Origin of the sequence: Herpetosiphon llansteffanensis, assembly GCF_003205875.1 — a bacterium.
Classification (GTDB): domain Bacteria; phylum Chloroflexota; class Chloroflexia; order Chloroflexales; family Herpetosiphonaceae; genus Herpetosiphon; species Herpetosiphon llansteffanensis.
The window spans coordinates 1-15,937 of sequence record NZ_PUBZ01000079.1 but is presented as its reverse complement, the minus strand read 5'-3'; the positions used below and the strand labels follow the sequence as shown (position 1 = coordinate 15,937).

The 15,937-nt window shown below is 51.7% G+C and carries 13 protein-coding genes; 8 read left to right on the top strand and 5 right to left on the bottom strand.

Going from position 1 to position 15,937, the window contains the following annotated elements; translation table 11 throughout:
- Window positions 1-6: 6 nt before the first annotated feature.
- The 3 genes from C5S61_RS05720 to C5S61_RS05710 form a co-directional block, all read right to left on the bottom strand.
- Window positions 7-2,430, bottom strand: a complete 2,424-nt coding sequence (locus C5S61_RS05720; protein WP_110514122.1) for an endonuclease MutS2 — start codon at window positions 2,428-2,430, stop codon at window positions 7-9.
- Window positions 2,431-2,472: 42 nt separating this feature from the next.
- A complete protein-coding gene (locus C5S61_RS05715; protein WP_110514121.1) occupies window positions 2,473-3,030 on the bottom strand; it encodes a CvpA family protein in 558 nt (185 codons plus the stop codon).
- Window positions 3,031-3,159: 129 nt separating this feature from the next.
- Window positions 3,160-3,717: an RNA 2'-phosphotransferase gene (locus C5S61_RS05710; RefSeq protein WP_110514120.1), complete on the bottom strand. Its 558-nt coding sequence runs from the start codon at window positions 3,715-3,717 to the stop codon at window positions 3,160-3,162.
- 226 nt (window positions 3,718-3,943) lie between these two features.
- Between C5S61_RS05710 and C5S61_RS05705 the strand changes: the two genes are divergently transcribed.
- The 8 genes from C5S61_RS05705 to C5S61_RS05670 all read left to right on the top strand — a co-directional run bounded on the left by C5S61_RS05705 (window position 3,944) and on the right by C5S61_RS05670 (window position 13,609).
- Window positions 3,944-4,840, top strand: coding sequence for a hypothetical protein (locus tag C5S61_RS05705; protein ID WP_110514119.1), 897 nt, complete (start codon window positions 3,944-3,946; stop codon window positions 4,838-4,840).
- Window positions 4,840-6,138, top strand: a complete 1,299-nt coding sequence (gene fahA / locus C5S61_RS05700) for a fumarylacetoacetase (protein ID WP_110514118.1) — start codon at window positions 4,840-4,842, stop codon at window positions 6,136-6,138. Before C5S61_RS05705 ends, fahA begins: the two co-directional genes overlap by 1 nt.
- A 372-nt stretch (window positions 6,139-6,510) precedes the next feature.
- Window positions 6,511-7,227, top strand: a complete 717-nt coding sequence (locus C5S61_RS05695; protein WP_110514117.1) for a dolichyl-phosphate beta-glucosyltransferase — start codon at window positions 6,511-6,513, stop codon at window positions 7,225-7,227.
- 108 nt (window positions 7,228-7,335) lie between these two features.
- Window positions 7,336-7,872: a bifunctional pyr operon transcriptional regulator/uracil phosphoribosyltransferase PyrR gene (gene pyrR, locus C5S61_RS05690; protein ID WP_110514116.1), complete on the top strand. Its 537-nt coding sequence runs from the start codon at window positions 7,336-7,338 to the stop codon at window positions 7,870-7,872.
- Window positions 7,872-10,955 (top strand): AAA family ATPase, encoded by a 3,084-nt coding sequence (locus tag C5S61_RS05685; protein WP_110514115.1) that lies wholly within the window; start codon window positions 7,872-7,874, stop codon window positions 10,953-10,955. Before pyrR ends, C5S61_RS05685 begins: the two co-directional genes overlap by 1 nt.
- Window positions 10,956-11,029: 74 nt before the next feature.
- A complete protein-coding gene (locus C5S61_RS05680; protein ID WP_110514114.1) occupies window positions 11,030-11,986 on the top strand; it encodes an aspartate carbamoyltransferase catalytic subunit in 957 nt (318 codons plus the stop codon).
- Between the two features lie 62 nt (window positions 11,987-12,048).
- Window positions 12,049-12,813, top strand: a complete 765-nt coding sequence (locus tag C5S61_RS05675; protein WP_110514113.1) for an HNH endonuclease — start codon at window positions 12,049-12,051, stop codon at window positions 12,811-12,813.
- 25 nt (window positions 12,814-12,838) lie between these two features.
- Window positions 12,839-13,609: a class I SAM-dependent methyltransferase gene (locus C5S61_RS05670; protein WP_110514112.1), complete on the top strand. Its 771-nt coding sequence runs from the start codon at window positions 12,839-12,841 to the stop codon at window positions 13,607-13,609.
- 68 nt (window positions 13,610-13,677) lie between these two features.
- Here the strand turns inward: C5S61_RS05670 and C5S61_RS05665 are convergent, their stop codons facing one another.
- Window positions 13,678-14,970, bottom strand: coding sequence for an MFS transporter (locus C5S61_RS05665; RefSeq protein WP_110514111.1), 1,293 nt, complete (start codon window positions 14,968-14,970; stop codon window positions 13,678-13,680).
- A 227-nt stretch (window positions 14,971-15,197) separates the two neighbouring features.
- The gene (locus C5S61_RS05660; protein WP_110514110.1) at window positions 15,198-15,464 is read right to left on the bottom strand and encodes a hypothetical protein; all 267 of its coding nucleotides are present in this window, start codon (window positions 15,462-15,464) and stop codon (window positions 15,198-15,200) included.
- Window positions 15,465-15,937: the final 473 nt, after the last annotated feature.

Here is a 15,937-nt window from a genome sequence, read left to right as displayed (position 1 = left end):
TATGGTTTAACGAGTGGACATTTTGGCAATCGTTACGCCATCGCCGCCTTCGCCTTGGCTACCGCTATTGTACGATTCGACCAAAGGATGGCGTTTGAGCAAGGTTCGTACGACTTGGCGCAAGGCTCCAGTTCCCTTACCATGCACCAAACGCACTTCCGAAAGGTTGGCCAAATAGGCATCGTTGAGATAGTGATCGAGCTGATTTTCTACATCTGAGGCGCGCCAACCACGCATATCGAGCTGCATCGAAACATTTGGCGGCGGTGGTGGAGTATTGATCATGCGCTGAGCAGGCATATATTTTTGCACCGCTTGGGTTGGGGCAGTACCAGCTTTTTCTAAACGCAACTCGCGTAAATCGACGCGCAGCCGAAAACCGCCCAATTGTACTTCGGCCTCGCTGGCCTCTTCATCCAAATCCAAGACCACGCCCGAAAGCTTAACGCTGCTAACAAACACTTGATCGCCAACTTGAATTGTGCGCGGAGCAGGTGCAATTGCAACTTTGGGAACAACCGGAGGTTTGGCTTTGGGTGGAGTAGGAGCTTGGGGAACCCGTTCAGAAACCCGACTAAGGCGTTGTTCAGCCTGCTCCATCCATTGGCGGCTAACCGAAACTGAGCGAAATTCATCACGTAAACGGCGTAATTCGGCGCGCACGTCGCGCAATTCTTCGTCAAGTTGGCGTTGGTAACTAGCTAATTGCTGTTCGCGATCTTGTTCAAACTCATACAATTCGCGGCTGAGGCGATCGCGGACTAACTCTGCATCTTCGCGCAATTCCAAGGCGCGGGCGGCTTCGGTTTCAGCGGTTGAGCGTTCGCGATGAATCGCGGCCAGCAAATCTTCAACTTGCACATTATCGCGGCTAATCGTGGCCCGAGCGCGTTCGATCAAATCGCGTTTAAGCCCCAAGCGTTCAGCAATTGCCAAGGCATTCGAGCGGCCTGGCAAGCCAATTGAAAGCCGATAGGTTGGCGACAAGGTTTCAACATCGAACTCAACTGAGGCATTTTCAACCCCATCGGTGCTGTAGGCAAAGGCCTTGAGTTCAGCATAGTGGCTGGTGGCCATGGCCAGACAGCCAACATTCAGCAAGCGTTCGATAATTGCCCGCGCCAACGCTGCGCCTTCAACCGGATCTGTCCCAGCGCCCAATTCATCAAACAACACCAACGAATCAGGAGTCACCCGATCCAAGATTTGAATAATGTTGGTCATGTGGGAGGAGAAAGTGGAGAGGCTTTGTTCGATGCTTTGTTCATCGCCGATGTCGGCAAATATTTTGCCAAAAATGGGTAAGCGCGAGCCTTGATGAGCTGGAATATGCATGCCGGATTGGGCCATTAAGGACATCAAACCGACTGTTTTAAGCGCAACGGTTTTACCACCAGTATTCGGCCCAGTGATAATAATCATTTGGGTGGGGCCGCCCAACCAAACATCGGTTGGCACAACTACATCTTGGTTGAGCAACGGATGGCGGGCTTTTAACAGCGAAACTGTCGATTCTGGGTGCAAATCATCTGCTGGGGCAGGCGTATTGATTAATGGCTGGCTAGCGCGCAGGCTTATGCTATATTTGGCTTTAGCAAAGGCTAAATCCAATTCAGCGGTTGCCTCGACCCCAATAATAATCGGCATGCCTTCGCTGGCAATTTTGCCCGAAAGTGCTGCCAAAATGCGCTGAATCTCTTCGCGTTCGGCTAATTGCAGCTCACGCCACTGGTTATTGAGTTCAACCGTGGCCAATGGCTCGATATACAAGGTTGCGCCAGATGATGATTGATCGTGGACAATCCCGCGCAGGGCACGGCGTTGCGGAGCCTTAACCGGCACAACATAGCGACCATCACGGACGGTAATAATTGGCTCTTGCAACACATCGGCATATTGCGATGAATTGATAATCGCCTGCAAACGTTCTTGCAAACGGTTAAATGCCACCCGAATAGCGCTGCGCAAACGGCCCAATTCAGCAGAAGCACTATCTAAAACTTCGCCATCGGGGCCAATTGTGCGTTCAATTTCGTGCTCAAGCGTAGCTAAATTTGGCAGTTGCTCAGCCAAGGGATGCAACGGCACAAAATCAGGATGATTGCGTAAAACTTGGCCACGCAAGCGGCGCATTGCCGCCAAGGTGGAAGCAATCTCTTGCACCCGACTCGCCTCAAGAATCCCACCACGACGAGCATGTTCTACCGCAGGGCGAACATCGCGAGCACCGCCAATTGAGACATCGGCAAACGATTCAATTAAAGCACGGGCGGCACTGGTACGAATTTGCGCCTGGAGAACCCACTGCCCATCGGTTGATGGATGGAGTTGCGCAACCAACTCACGGCTTGCACTAAACGCAGCATGACGTGCAAGCTGATCACGAACTTTATCAAATTCAAGGGTTTGGAGTACAACTTCTGATATCATCACGAAACTTCTTCTATTGCAAGTGCAACAAGCACCGCACGATTACCGTTGAACACTACGGAATAATTCATCGGCACTTCCGGGCATAATTGGACTAATTGGTGCATAAATCAGCGGCAAGATAATATTTAAAAATACATCTTTTAAGACTGATGCCCTGGTGCTCGATTGCAAAAATTTCATCGCTGGGTAATCGAGGACTGCTGCTACATTTGTCGCAAATAAATACCGCAACATCATTGCAAAAATACTGGCGATCATTGCCCCAAGAATCAACCCAAGGAATGAACCAATCACCTTATCGATAAATTGGGCTTTACCACCAACATTAAGATACCGAAAGGTATAACTTGCAACGGCAAGCAGAATAAAAAACAAAACGAACAATAAAGTCAAAAATGATAACATTTCCAGAACTTGGAATGGTGTTGTCGAATTTTTGCTTATAAACGAGGCTAATGGCCGAAAATAGAGTGATGAAAGCACAACCGTCAGATAAAAGACGATAATCGCAATCCCCACCTTTAACATGCCTTGAAAAAACCCGTAAAAAAGCCCAATCACAACGAATAGCAGCAAGAGAATGTCTACAAATGGCATGAGCAAGTCCCTTATCTACCCACGCAGAACCAAAACATCAGCCAAAATTCTTTGATGTTGCTGGATCATGGGTGGCCAAAGCGCGATGGGCGTATTATAGCATAGCCCGATCTGCCGCTTCAGAAGCGCCTAACGAGCCTCGCTCGCTAGCTCCAGATAGGCTGGATCAATGGCAGTGGTAAGCCAAACGCCATTGTCGCTGCAAAAAAACGCTTGCCCAGCATTGCAGAGTTCTGCGGCCTTGATGATTAATAGCACTGCTTGGCCATGGCGTGCGCCAACCTGCAAAGCAGTTGCCCGATCGAGCGAAAGATGCACATGCTGACGTTGCATAGGCCGCAGCCCAGTTTGCAAAATCGTGGCTAAATTGTGCTTAGCCGTGCCGTGATAGAGCCTTGCTGGCGGTTGTTGGGCCACCAGCCCGAGATCGACCGTCACCGTATGGCCTTGATGGGCGCGAATTTGTTGGCCACTTTCGTCGAAGCCAAACCGTTGTTTGTTGTTTTGAGCCACAACTTGCTCAAGCTCGGCCTTGGTGATGGCAAAATTATTGGCTTCACAAGCCGCTAATAAGGCATCGACCGCAACCCAACCACCGTGTTCAAGAGTCAAGCTCAACCGCTCTGGCTGATGGCGTAGATGTTTACTCAGATATTTACTCACCCGAACTAATCGACGTTCATCCATTGCTGGTTTGGCTCCTTTGCACCACGAGATTGTTTGCCACTTGAATTGGAGGGCTAGCTTTATTTGACCATAACTTTAGACTTTTGACATCAGTCTCTGGATTTAGACCGAGCCTCGGTTTTGCGATGGAAAGCAATCAGCCTATTTGCCCCTAATCCTCAATTCACGTACACTTGCAGTATGAGCGTGTATCGTATGTCCCACAATGACGTGGAGGATTTTGGCTATGTCACCGATTTGGGAACCACTGTTGACGGGCTTAATCGACTATGCAGGGCTTTTTCCACCAGCTGCTTTGAGCATGGATCAAGCCACCAGCAACTATGCCACGTATCGTTCTAGCAACCAACACGGCTATCTAGCGCGTTTTATTTTGCCCTATAGCCGGCTTGCAGAATGGCAGGCCAGCCTTGGCAAGCAACCAAGCCAGCCTTGGCCGATCAGCCTCTTAGTCAACGAGCCAGCCCAACTTGCTGAAATTCCGGCGCTCAACCAACACTACCAAGGCTGGTTGATTATTGATAGCGCCGAAATCAAAGCCGAACGCCTCGAACAGATTGCGGCAATTCATGCAGCGCAGCCCGCTGATGTGACGGTCTTCGTTGAAATTCCCCACGATCCCGACCCAAGCACCTTAATTGCCGCCCTACGCAGCACTGGGCTACGCGCCAAATTACGCACTGGGGGAATCACCGCCGCTGCTTTTCCTGAGCCAGAGCACATTTTGCGCTTTTTGCATGCCTGCATCAGCAATGGCGTGGCCTTCAAAGCAACCGCTGGCTTGCATCACCCGTTGCGCGGCGAATACCACCTAACCTATGCAACGGATAGTGATCAGGGCTGGATGTATGGCTATCTTAATCTTTTGTTAGCGAGCGCCTTGCTCCAAACAGAGGCCGCCCATCACGATGTTCTGGCAGCCTTGGTCGAGCATGATCCCAGTGCAATCAGGTTTAGCCAGCAAACAATCGATTGGCGCAATTGGCAGTTTGAAGCTGATGATGTGCAAGCGGTGCGCCAGAGTGGGCTGCTTGCCTTTGGTTCGTGCTCATTCGAAGAGCCAATTAACGAATTCGCCAGTTTTAGCGAGCAGCCAGCCTTGGCCTATGGAGCGAGTAATTAATGTTGAACGAAACCCATGATCCAGCGTTGCGCAGTTGGGTAGCGAGTGCCAACCAAGCTGGAGCCGATTTTCCGATTCAAAATTTGCCGTTCGGCGTGTTTCGCCGCCAAGCCAGCCAAGAGCAATGGCGCATTGGCGTGGCAATCGGCAGCGAAATTCTCGATTTAGCGCAAGCTGCCCAACATTTTAGCGGCTTCGATCAAATTACTTTGGCCGCCTGTCGGGCGAGCAATTTGAATCAATTAATGAGCTTAACGCCTGCGGTTTGGCATAGCATTCGATTGCAATTAAGCAAGCTGTTGCGCCAAGGTTCGGGCTTGCAAGCAGCGTTAGAGCCGCTGTTGCTGGCGCAAGCAGAGGCCGAGTTGGCATTACCAGCAGCAATTGGCGATTACACCGATTTCTATGCCTCAATTTTTCATGCCACCAACATTGGCTCAATGTTCCGCCCAGACAATCCGCTTTTGCCCAATTATAAATATGTGCCAATTGGCTACCACGGGCGGGCTTCGTCGATTCGGGTGAGTGGCACGCAGGTCAAACGGCCACACGGCCAAACCAAGGCTCCCGATGCAGCAGCGCCCAGCTTTGGGCCATGTCGTTTGCTCGATTATGAGCTAGAGTTGGGCTTTTGGGTCGGCCAAGGTAATGAGCTTGGGCAACCAATCGGCATCGAGCAGGCCGAAACGCATGTTTTTGGGGTTTGCTTGCTCAACGATTGGTCGGCACGCGATATTCAAGCGTGGGAATATCAGCCACTTGGGCCGTTTTTGGCCAAAAATTTCCTCAGCAGCATCTCGCCATGGGTGGTGACCCTCGAAGCACTTGAACCCTATCGCTGCCCTGCCTTCGAGCGCCCAGCAGACGATCCCGCCCCACTAGCCTATTTGGATAGCCCAGCCAATCGCAGCGCTGGCGGCCTTGATGTGGTGCTTGAAGTGAGCCTACAAACCGCCAGCATGCGCGCGACGGGCCAAGCAGCCGAGGTGCTGAGCCTTGGCAATTTCCGCGATATGTACTGGACATTTGGCCAAATGCTGACCCATCACGCCAGCAACGGTTGCAATCTTCAGCCTGGCGATTTATTGGGCAGTGGCACAATTTCTGGCCCAAGCAAAGAATCACGCGGTTGTTTGATGGAATTGACGTGGCGTGGCCAGGAGCCAATTCAACTGAGCAACGGCGAGGAACGGCGCTTCTTGCAAGCTGGCGACGAGCTGATTATGCGTGGTTGGTGTGGCACTGCCGATGGCCCGAAAATTGGCTTTGGCGAGTGTCGCGGCATCGTTTTAGATTAAGCGCAAAGAACATAGAACAAAGAGCATAGAACATAAGGATCGGGAAGTTAACGCAGAGGCGCAGAGTGTGGCTATAGTTTTTTGATCCACGAAGCACACGAAGAGCACGAAGTTTAATCTCGTGGTTCTAGGTGGGCTTCGTGGTTCACTCACCATTTTGACTTTTGACTTTTGCTCTTCATCCCTCATAATTCATCCTTCATCCTTATCTAGGATTGACACTACCTAGACTGCCCACTATAATCGAGCAGTCCTTTAAATGCGGTCCGGCGAGGCTGCGAAGGCGTGTAGCTCAATAGCAATTTTTGCGCATTTTCGCTCATGCCCTAGGTCGGATCGTCGGCTTGGGGTTTGTTGTTTCTCCGAGGTTGTATGGCACACACCGACTACTCCGTTGATATCGTGATTCCGGTATTGAATGAAGAGCAGCAGCTCGAGCAAAGCGTCTTAGCGCTGCGTGATTTTTTGCAGGCTTCATGCCCCTATCGTTGGCGGATTGTGGTCGCCGATAATGGCTCGACCGATCGCACGCCCCAAATTTGCCACGATTTGCGCAGCCGCTTTCCTGGCGAGGTCGATTTTGAACGCTTGGAGCAACGGGGCCGTGGGCGAGCCTTGCGCACCGCGTGGCTCAAAAGTAATGCCGATGTGCTTTGTTATATGGATGTTGATCTTTCGACCAACTTGCGGGCCTTGCCGCCGCTGCTGGCAGCCTTGATTCATAGCGATTATAGCCTTGGCACTGGCTCGCGCTTGATGCACGGGGCGATTGTGACGCGCCAATGGAAGCGCGAAATGATCTCACGTGCCTACAATTTTTTAATTCGCTTGCTCTTTTGGCATCGTTTTCGTGATGCCCAATGTGGCTTCAAGGCCATCACCCGCCAAGCAGCCCAAGAACTCATCCCAACCGTGCGCGATAACGAATGGTTTTTTGATACAGAACTGTTGCTCAAAGCCGAAAAACGGGGCTATCGCATTTTTGAAGTGCCAGTTGAATGGATTGAAGATTTGGGCACGACGGTCAAAATTGTTAAAACTGCATGGCAAGATATTAAAGGTTTGGTGCGGGTTCGCTTGGGCGGCTAAATCATTCATTAGCCCTAGGTCGCTGTGCGGTAGCGTTCGCACCAAATCGGGGCTACAATAGATATTACGCGACGGATCAGATAGTGTTCGTTGGCAGGAGCAGATCGCATGACACCCAAACAGTTGATGAATGACGAGGAAATTCGCCGCGCCCTCAAACGCATCGCCCATGAAATTGTCGAACGCAATGCTGGAGCAAGTTTGGTTTCCTTGGTCGGGATTCATCGGCGGGGTGTGCCATTGGCGCGTCGCCTAGCCGCCATGATCGCCGAAACCGAACATGTGCAAGTGCCAGTTGGCGAGCTGGATATTGGTCTCTACCGCGACGATTTGCATTCACGTGGGCCAGCGCCAATCTTAGGCCGCACGATTTTGCCCGAATTAGGCAAGAGAATCGTGGTGTTGGTTGACGATGTGCTCTACACCGGACGCACCATCCGCGCGGCACTAAATGAATTGAGCGATTGGGGTCGGCCAAGCGCCATCCAACTGGCAGTACTAGTTGATCGCGGCCATCGCGAGTTGCCAATTCGCGCCGATTTTGTGGGCAAAAATATTCCCACTGCCAAAAATGAGCGAGTTGATGTCCAACTCAGTGAAATTGATCAAGCCCAAGATAGTGTTGTAATTGTGCAGGAGGACTGATGGGGCGAAGCGGGCAAGCACGACGACGGCGACGGACATCACGCTTTTTGGAGCACGTTGGGTCACGGCGCAAACGAGCAGCGGTGGCACCATTGCAATTAGATGGCCGCCCCGAAACCGCTGCATTGTTGGCGACCCTTGATGAACTTGCACCATTGTTAGATGAGCAGAGAATTATGGTCGAAGATGAAGAACTAGCCAATTTATTAAGCCGCTGTACCATCGATCTGCGCGCTCGCGCCGAACGCGATGAGTTGCGCCCAGCTTTTTTGCGCGAAGAAGATTTGCTGGCAGTTCAGCAATTATTAACCTCGATGGATCATGTCAATCCGATTATTTTGGGCAAGGCGCGTTCGGGCAAAACTGCCTTGGTGCATGAATTGGTGCGCCGTTTGGTCAAAACACCGCAAGAGATGCCCGAAAAATTGCGCGATTTGCCGATGTATGAGATGACTCCTGCTTCGTTGTTGGCTGGCTTGCAATTTGGCGAGGGCTGGCGCGCAAATCTCTCGACCTTGTTTGGCAAATTGGCCGAGCAAGGCGCTGTGTTGCTGTTTATTCGCGATATTCATGCGGCGGTTGGCGCTGGGGTCAAACGTGGCGATGATGATGATGATGATTTGGCCGCTGCGCTTGAATCAAATTTACACAATGGCAAATTGAAAATTATCGCCGAAGCGCGGCCAGATCGTTGGCAGGCGATTGCTGCTGATCGCGAATCGTTCGCCGATTTGTTTACCTCGATTCACTTGGCGATACCAAAGCCAGAGCAAGTAGCCGAAATTGTGCAGCACGTGGCCGAACGCCATCGCAACCGAGCAACTATTGAGCCAGCCAGCCAAGCCACCGCGATCGATATTGCTGGCCGCTTTATTCTTAACCAAGCCTTTCCTGGCAAGGCGATTGAATTGCTGGAAGATTCGCTGCTCTTGGCTGAACGCCAGCAGGAGCCAGAAGTGCTGCCGCGCCATGTGGTCGAATGTTTTGGCAACCGCACTGGCCTCACCAAATTATTGCTCGATGAAAATGAGCGCTTCGATGAAATTGCCTTGCGCCGTTCGTTCAGCGAGCGCGTGCTCGGCCAAGATCCTTCAGTCATCGCCATGGTGCAAAAGTTGGCCTTGCTCAAAGCACGGCTCCACGATCCGGCGCGGCCAATGGGCGTTTATTTCTTCCTTGGGCCAACCGGCGTGGGCAAAACCGAGCTAGCCAAAACCTTGGCCTCGACCTTGTTTGGCAGCGAAGAACGCTTTGTGCGCTTCAATATGGCCGATTACAGCGGCGAATACGATTTTGCCCAATTATTTGGCCGCACGTGGGGCGATAGCGATGCAGAGCGCCGTGGCAAACTCACCATGGCGCTGATCAATTTGCCATTTGCAGTACTGCTGCTTGATGAATTTGAAAAAGCCCATCGCTCGATTTTCAATCGCTTTTTGCAATTGTTCGATGAAGGTATTTTGGTCAATGCGATGGGCGAGGAAATTAACCTGCGCAATACGATCATCATTATGACCAGCAATTTTGGCGCGACGATTGTACAAGGCGAAACGTGGGGTTTTGCAGCCCGCGAAGGCATCGAAGCAGTTGAGCGGCGGGTTTTGCGCGAAACTGAAGAATTTTTCTCGCCAGAGTTTATCAATCGGCTTGATGGCGTGATTTTCTTCAAGCCACTGTCGCAGAGCGATATGCGCAAAATTGCTGCCCGCGAAATGCGCAAATTATTCGAACGCGAAGGCTTGGTGCGGCGCAACGTGCAGGTTGAGCTTGACGATGCAGTGCTCGATATTTTGCTCAAACATGGCTACAGCATTCGCTATGGAGCACGCTATCTGAAGCGCCAAATCGAAAAGATGGTCACCTATCCCTTGGCCTCGGCGTTGCTGACCCGCCCTGAGCAAACCAATGGCTTGTTGCGCTTGTACGTTGCCCGCGAGCAAATTAAGGCTTCGTGGGTGGCCAATGATGATGATGAACCGCTGTTGCCCTCACCCGAGGAGCAAGCGCTGCAATTGCCCCAAACCGTCGAAGAAGCGGCGCTGTTTATCGAGCAATTGCACAAGCGGCTGAATCATCTGATCGCGCAGTTGAATGTGGTCGAGGCCCGCGAACGCCAAACCGAGCTGATGGACGAAATGTCCAGCCCCAGCTTTTGGGATGATCACGATCAAGCCCAGTTTTTGCTGGCCGAGTTGAGCAATGTAGCACGGCGGGTTGGCCGTTGCGACGATCTGCGGCGCTTGTACGACGATGCAGCGCAATTATTGCAACGCATTCGCGAGCGCAACGAACGCCGTTTGTTCCCCGAACTGATGCGCATGGCCAAACGGCTCGAACGCGAGTTGCGCTTTGCCGAGCTAGAAATGTTGTTCAGCAACCCAGAAGATTGGCACGATGCCTATATCATTCTGGAGAGCGACCAAGCGGGCTTGCGCTGGGTACGCAACTTGGCCAACGCCTACTTGGAATGGTCGCTGGGCAAGCGCTTTGAGGCCAAGGTCATCGACGAAACGCCAGCAGAAGATACTTTGATTCGGGTAACGTTGCAGGTTAGCGGCTCAGGGGCGTTTGGCTTATTGCGCAGCGAGGCAGGCACCCATCGCATTGCAGAAACTGGCGGCGAGCCACGGCTCAAAACGGTGACCCAAGTACAAATAACGGTCTTGCCAGTGCCAACCGACGATACGCCAGCCCCAGCGAGCAGCGAAATCGAAACAACTGTCAACAATACCCGCGCCGATGGCTACTTTTTGCGCAAGTTGCGGGTAACTGGTCGCGCAATCCATCGCTATAGTGGCGCGGCGGTCTTTGCCTGCGCAGGTAGCGAGCGGGCAGTGCGCGAACTTTTGCATAGCCTGCTTCTAGCCCGCTTGGCCATGAAAAAGCTCGACGATTTTATTCAGCCAAGCGACGATGCTTGGGGTTCGGTGGTGCGCAGCTACCACTTGGGCAAACGCTCAACCATCAAAGACCCGCGCACCGAAACTGTGCACACCAATCCCAAAGCCGCCCTTGCAGGCGAGCTTGACATCTTTATTGAAGCGGCGTTACGCTGGCGAGCAGCATTGCCAGCCCGTCGCTAACGAATCAAGGCGCTTAGGCCACAACCTAAGCGCTTTTGCTTAATATGCAACTTGCTATAAGATGGAGAATTTCTATGAGTTCGCCAACCACTACTCCGCGCCGCCGGCATGTGCTTGATCTTGATGATTGGAGTGCCGACGAACTACGCAGCTTGTTGACCATTGCCACCCAGATGAAAGACATCTTGGAGCGCCCAGTCAAGCAAGTGCCAACCTTGCGCGGCAAAATTGTGGTCAATATGTTTTGGGAAGATAGCACCCGCACTCGTTCATCGTTTGAGCTAGCCGCCAAAGCGCTTTCGGCCAATGTGCTCAGCCTCGGAGCCAAGGATACCAGCGTCAAAAAAGGCGAATCGTTGGTTGATACGGTGCGCACGGTGCAAGCGCTAGGAGCCGATTATATTGTGATGCGCCATGGTCAAAGTGGTTCGCCCTACTTGGTGGCCCAGCATTTCCGTGGCTCAGTGATTAATGGCGGCGATGGTCGCCATGCCCACCCATCACAAGCCTTGCTCGACCTCTTCACGATGCACGAACGGCTGGGCGAGCTGGCCGATAAAAAAGTCGTGATCGTTGGCGATATTCTGCATAGCCGCGTGGCGCGCTCCAATTTGTGGGCACTCACCACAATGGGCGCGAAAGTCGTGGTTTGTGGCCCGCCAACCCTGATTGGCCCAGCCAAATATTGGCAAAGCACTTGGCCGAATGTTGAAATCTCGCATAGCCTCGACCACGCCGCCGAAGGCGCTGATGTGCTGATGGCCTTGCGTTTGCAGCACGAACGCATGGAAGGCGGATTGCTGCCATCGCTGCGCGAATATAGCCGCCGCTTTGGCTTGAATGCGACCCGCGTCGCCAGCGCCAACTCCAATGTAATTGTGATGCACCCAGGCCCGATGAACGAAGGCGTTGAAATTATGCCCGATGTAGCAACCGGCCCGCATTCAGTCATTGAAACCCAAATTACCAACGGCGTTGCTATGCGCATGGCCTTGTTCTACTACCTCGCCACTGGCAGCGAGCAGGTTTAGGCCAGCAAGCAGCCGCAAATAAGTTTATTTGCGGCTGCTGTTTTTTGGAGAGAGGAACGGCAATGAGCAGAAACCTTTGGCAACGTGATGAGTTAATTCTAGCCTTCAATCTTTATTGTAAAATTCCTTTTGGTAAGATCAATGCTAAAAATCCTCAAATAGTTGCCTTGGCTCAACTAATCAATCGTTCTCCAGGAGCAGTATCATTCAAGTTATCAAATTTTGCTAGCCTTGATCCAGCATTAAAACAGCGTGGCATTGCGGGAGCCAGCCATGGCAGTAAAGCTGATGTAGCGGTGTGGAATGAGTTTTATAACAATTGGGAAGCGTTGGCTTTTGAAAGTGAACAATTGCTGGCAAGCTTGCAGCCAGCACCAGCAGAGCCTGAGATTAGCCTGATCGAACTGCCGATCATTGAAGGTTTAGAGCGTGAACAACTTCGGCGCGTGCGGGTTAATCAGCACTTTTTTCGTAAAATGGTACTCGCTGCCTATGATCAGCGTTGCTGCATTACTGGTTTAACTATTTCGAGTTTGTTAAATGCGAGCCACATTGTGCCTTGGGCACATGCTGCTGAACAACGAGTTAATCCGCACAACGGACTTTGTTTGAACACACTGCATGATCGGGCTTTTGATCGTGGCCTCATCACAATTACGCCTGATTATCGGATTCAGGTCGCCGCAACCCTCATCAAATCCTCAGCTAATTCGGCTACAAACGATCTATTATTGGCCTACGATCAACGGCAGATCGAACTGCCTGCTCGGTTTCAGCCTGATCCAGCCTTTTTACGCTACCACAATCAGCATATTTTCCAAGGCTAGGATTGTTTATTGGGAGAGCTTGATTATGACCATGCGCCAGCAATTAGCCAAGCAATATGGCAGCAGCAATAATCTCCAAGCCCGCATTGCCATTCACGAGCGATTCAGCACCAACCAACAAGATTGGGTCGATTGGCTGTGGGAAACCATGCAATTGCCCAAGCAAGGGCGAGTTTTGGAGCTTGGCGGCGGCACTGGGCGTTTATGGCACGAGCAGCGCAACCATCTAGGCCAGTTGCAGATTAGCTTTAGCGACCATTCGCTGGGCATGCTGCACACGGCCAAAGCTCAACTTAGCGCGCTTGGGCAGCTCAATTTCAGCCAAATCGATGCCCATTATTTGCCATTTGCCGCTGGCTCGTTTGATGTGATAATTGCCAACCATATGCTCTATCACGTGGCCGACCAAGCCCTGGCCTTGGCCGAAATTCGGCGCGTGCTCAAGCCAAATGGCACATTTTTTGCCGCCACCAACGGCAAGCAGCATATACACGAAATTAAAGAGCTGATTCAAGCAGTCGATCCTAGCGCCGATGTAACCCCATTTAGCTTAAGTTTCACCCTCGAAAATGGAGCGGAATTGCTGCAAACGCAATTTGCTCAGGTCGAGCGCATCGATTTTGATAATAATTTGGCTGTTACCGAAATTGAGCCAATTGTGGAGTATGTGCGCTCAACCCAACGCCTAAGCGAGGAATCTTTAGAGCTATGTCGCGAGTTGGTCAGCGAGCAATTAGCCGCCAACCAAGGTGTGTTTCCAATTCAAAAAGCAGTTGGTTTGTTTGTCTGTCGTTAAACTAAGAACGCAGTGATCGCTTACAAAACGATCACTGCGCTTTCGCACGCGCCATTGCGTACCTCCAATCAGGCTTGCTCGCGGCGCGGAACCAAGCTCAACAAGGCTTTGGAACGCAAGCCAAGCAAGGCCGAAACAACACAGGCCAAGCCACCAATCCCAGTTGCGATTGGCGTGCCCCAATGTTCGGCCACAAAACCTGCTTGCAAGCTGCCAACCAAGCCCAAACCAACTAATGTCATCACATAAAAGCCCATCACTCGCCCACGCAAGCTATCGACAGCGGTGGTTTGCAGAATGGTGTTGGCGGTTGCCAAAAAGCTGACCATCGAAAAGCCAGTGAAGGTCATAATTGGCAAGGCCAGCCAAAACGAGCGGTTGAGCGCTAGCAAACAGATGCCTACGCCAAAGCCCAATGCGCCATTCAGCAATAACTTGCGGCGATTAGTTTGGGCATTGGTGCGCGCAACCCGCAACGCCGCCAGCAACGCTCCAATTCCATTGGCCACCATCATCGTACCCAAACGGGCCGAGCCTTCAGGAATCAGCGGAGTAACCAAAATTTGGTCGGCAAAAATTGGCAGCAACGAGGTATAGCCAAAACCCAAAATACTTGGCACCAACACCAGCAGCAAAATGATCCGAATCAAGGGCGTTTGCAAGGCATAGCGCGCGCCATCCATAAAATCATTAACCGATGAGCTATTGCTTTTGCGTGGCGCTGGCGCAATTAGGCCAGTCATCATCATCAAGCCAATTAATACCGCGATAAAGCTCAAGCCATTGAGCAAAAAGGCCCAAGCCAAGCCTACAGCACTCACCAACATCGCAGCAACTGCTGGGCCAATCGCCCGTGCGCCGTTGAAAATCGAGGCATTGAGGCCAATCGCGTTCATCAGATCATCGCGATTGCCGATCATTTCAGAGGTGAATGCTTGGCGTGCTGGCATATCCACCGCATTAACCATCCCATTGACCAAGGCCAAAGCCAACACATGCCAATAAACCACACTATCGCTGAAGGTTAAAATTGCCAAGGTCAACGATGAAATCATCGCGGCCATTTGGGCCCAAAACACCACCCAGCGCTTGGAATAGCGATCAACCAAGACCCCAGTGAAGGGCGAAAGCAGCAAGACTGGCAAGGCGGTGAAGGCAGCAACCGTGCCCATGGCAAATGCCGAGCCGGTTATTTGGTAAACCAACCATTGCAAGGCCAGCGATTGCATCCATGAGCCAATCAGCGAAATTAGTTGGCCAAACCAAAATAGGCGAAAATTGCGGTGATTTAACGCCCGAAACATATACGGCCATTGCCGTGGAAGATGTAAGCTTTGAGCTAAAGTTCGTTTTTCAAGCATCTGCACGATTCCTGTCTAAGCAGCAATAGGATAATCATATCACGATATGCTAATTTTTGCATACAACTAAGGAATGACTATCGCCCCATTGTTCCTATTCAGGGACTAGCCATGCCCAAACCCATGGATGCAATAATGCAACCATGGGTTGAAGCCAGCAGCGTCATGCTGCTAAAAAATTGCTGAATAGGTAGGTGGAATGAGGTGCAGAGAGGTGAGTAAACGCTTTAGGCTTCGCGGCGGGTGAGCCAGAATACGCCCAAGCCAACCACAAAACTAGCAATCGCCTTGCCAAAATCACCAAGCGGCAGATCGCCACGCATCACCGGTACACCAAGTGCTGCGCCCATCCATGGAAACCAGGCAGGCAGCACCAACAGGCGCTTGATGCGGTCGGAGAAACGTTCGTGAGTACGAATCCACTGGACAGTTGCTAACCAGCCAATCAATGCCACTACTAAAAGAACGATGATAAAACTGCTTGATGAAGCCATGGGCTACCCTTCATGAATCTTGACAATAATCGTGTATCTATTGTAACAAAGGCTTGAGCAAAAAATGTTGGCTAATCGTCCTGTTTTGGTGAGAAGTTGGTTAATCCTTGAGGTTAAGCCACGATGTTGAAACCACGAAGTACGCGAAGATCGCGAAGGTTGTTTTCGCTACAGATTCCACAGATTGGTTTGATGAGATGCCCTTAACCCAACACCACGAGTCTCAAACCCTATGTTCTATGTGTATTGATGAGGTTAACCACGTTTTGATCCTCTCACCCCCTAGCCCCCTCTCCCGCCCGCGAGGCGAGGGGGAATCAATCATGCGATCCGTGCTCCCCCTCGCCCGCGTCCAGTGGGCGAGGGGGTGAGAGGATCGGGGGCCATGATTGCCAATCCAATGAACCATTACATCTTTGCTCTCTGTTCTGGCTTTTGCCTTTTGATTTTCCTCCTGGCCCCCGATCCCCGAC

Excerpts from the sequence above, each read along its gene's own strand:
- C5S61_RS05720 (WP_110514122.1), bottom strand. The coding sequence starts at position 2,430 with ATGATATCAGAAGTTGTACTCCAAACCCTTGAATTTGATAAAGTTCGT.
- C5S61_RS05715 (WP_110514121.1), bottom strand. The coding sequence starts at position 3,030 with ATGCCATTTGTAGACATTCTCTTGCTGCTATTCGTTGTGATTGGGCTT.
- C5S61_RS05710 (WP_110514120.1), bottom strand. The coding sequence starts at position 3,717 with ATGGATGAACGTCGATTAGTTCGGGTGAGTAAATATCTGAGTAAACAT.
- C5S61_RS05705 (WP_110514119.1), top strand. The coding sequence starts at position 3,944 with ATGTCACCGATTTGGGAACCACTGTTGACGGGCTTAATCGACTATGCA.
- fahA (WP_110514118.1), top strand. The coding sequence starts at position 4,840 with ATGTTGAACGAAACCCATGATCCAGCGTTGCGCAGTTGGGTAGCGAGT.
- C5S61_RS05695 (WP_110514117.1), top strand. The coding sequence starts at position 6,511 with ATGGCACACACCGACTACTCCGTTGATATCGTGATTCCGGTATTGAAT.
- pyrR (WP_110514116.1), top strand. The coding sequence starts at position 7,336 with ATGACACCCAAACAGTTGATGAATGACGAGGAAATTCGCCGCGCCCTC.
- C5S61_RS05685 (WP_110514115.1), top strand. The coding sequence starts at position 7,872 with ATGGGGCGAAGCGGGCAAGCACGACGACGGCGACGGACATCACGCTTT.
- C5S61_RS05680 (WP_110514114.1), top strand. The coding sequence starts at position 11,030 with ATGAGTTCGCCAACCACTACTCCGCGCCGCCGGCATGTGCTTGATCTT.
- C5S61_RS05675 (WP_110514113.1), top strand. The coding sequence starts at position 12,049 with ATGAGCAGAAACCTTTGGCAACGTGATGAGTTAATTCTAGCCTTCAAT.
- C5S61_RS05670 (WP_110514112.1), top strand. The coding sequence starts at position 12,839 with ATGACCATGCGCCAGCAATTAGCCAAGCAATATGGCAGCAGCAATAAT.
- C5S61_RS05665 (WP_110514111.1), bottom strand. The coding sequence starts at position 14,970 with ATGCTTGAAAAACGAACTTTAGCTCAAAGCTTACATCTTCCACGGCAA.
- C5S61_RS05660 (WP_110514110.1), bottom strand. The coding sequence starts at position 15,464 with ATGGCTTCATCAAGCAGTTTTATCATCGTTCTTTTAGTAGTGGCATTG.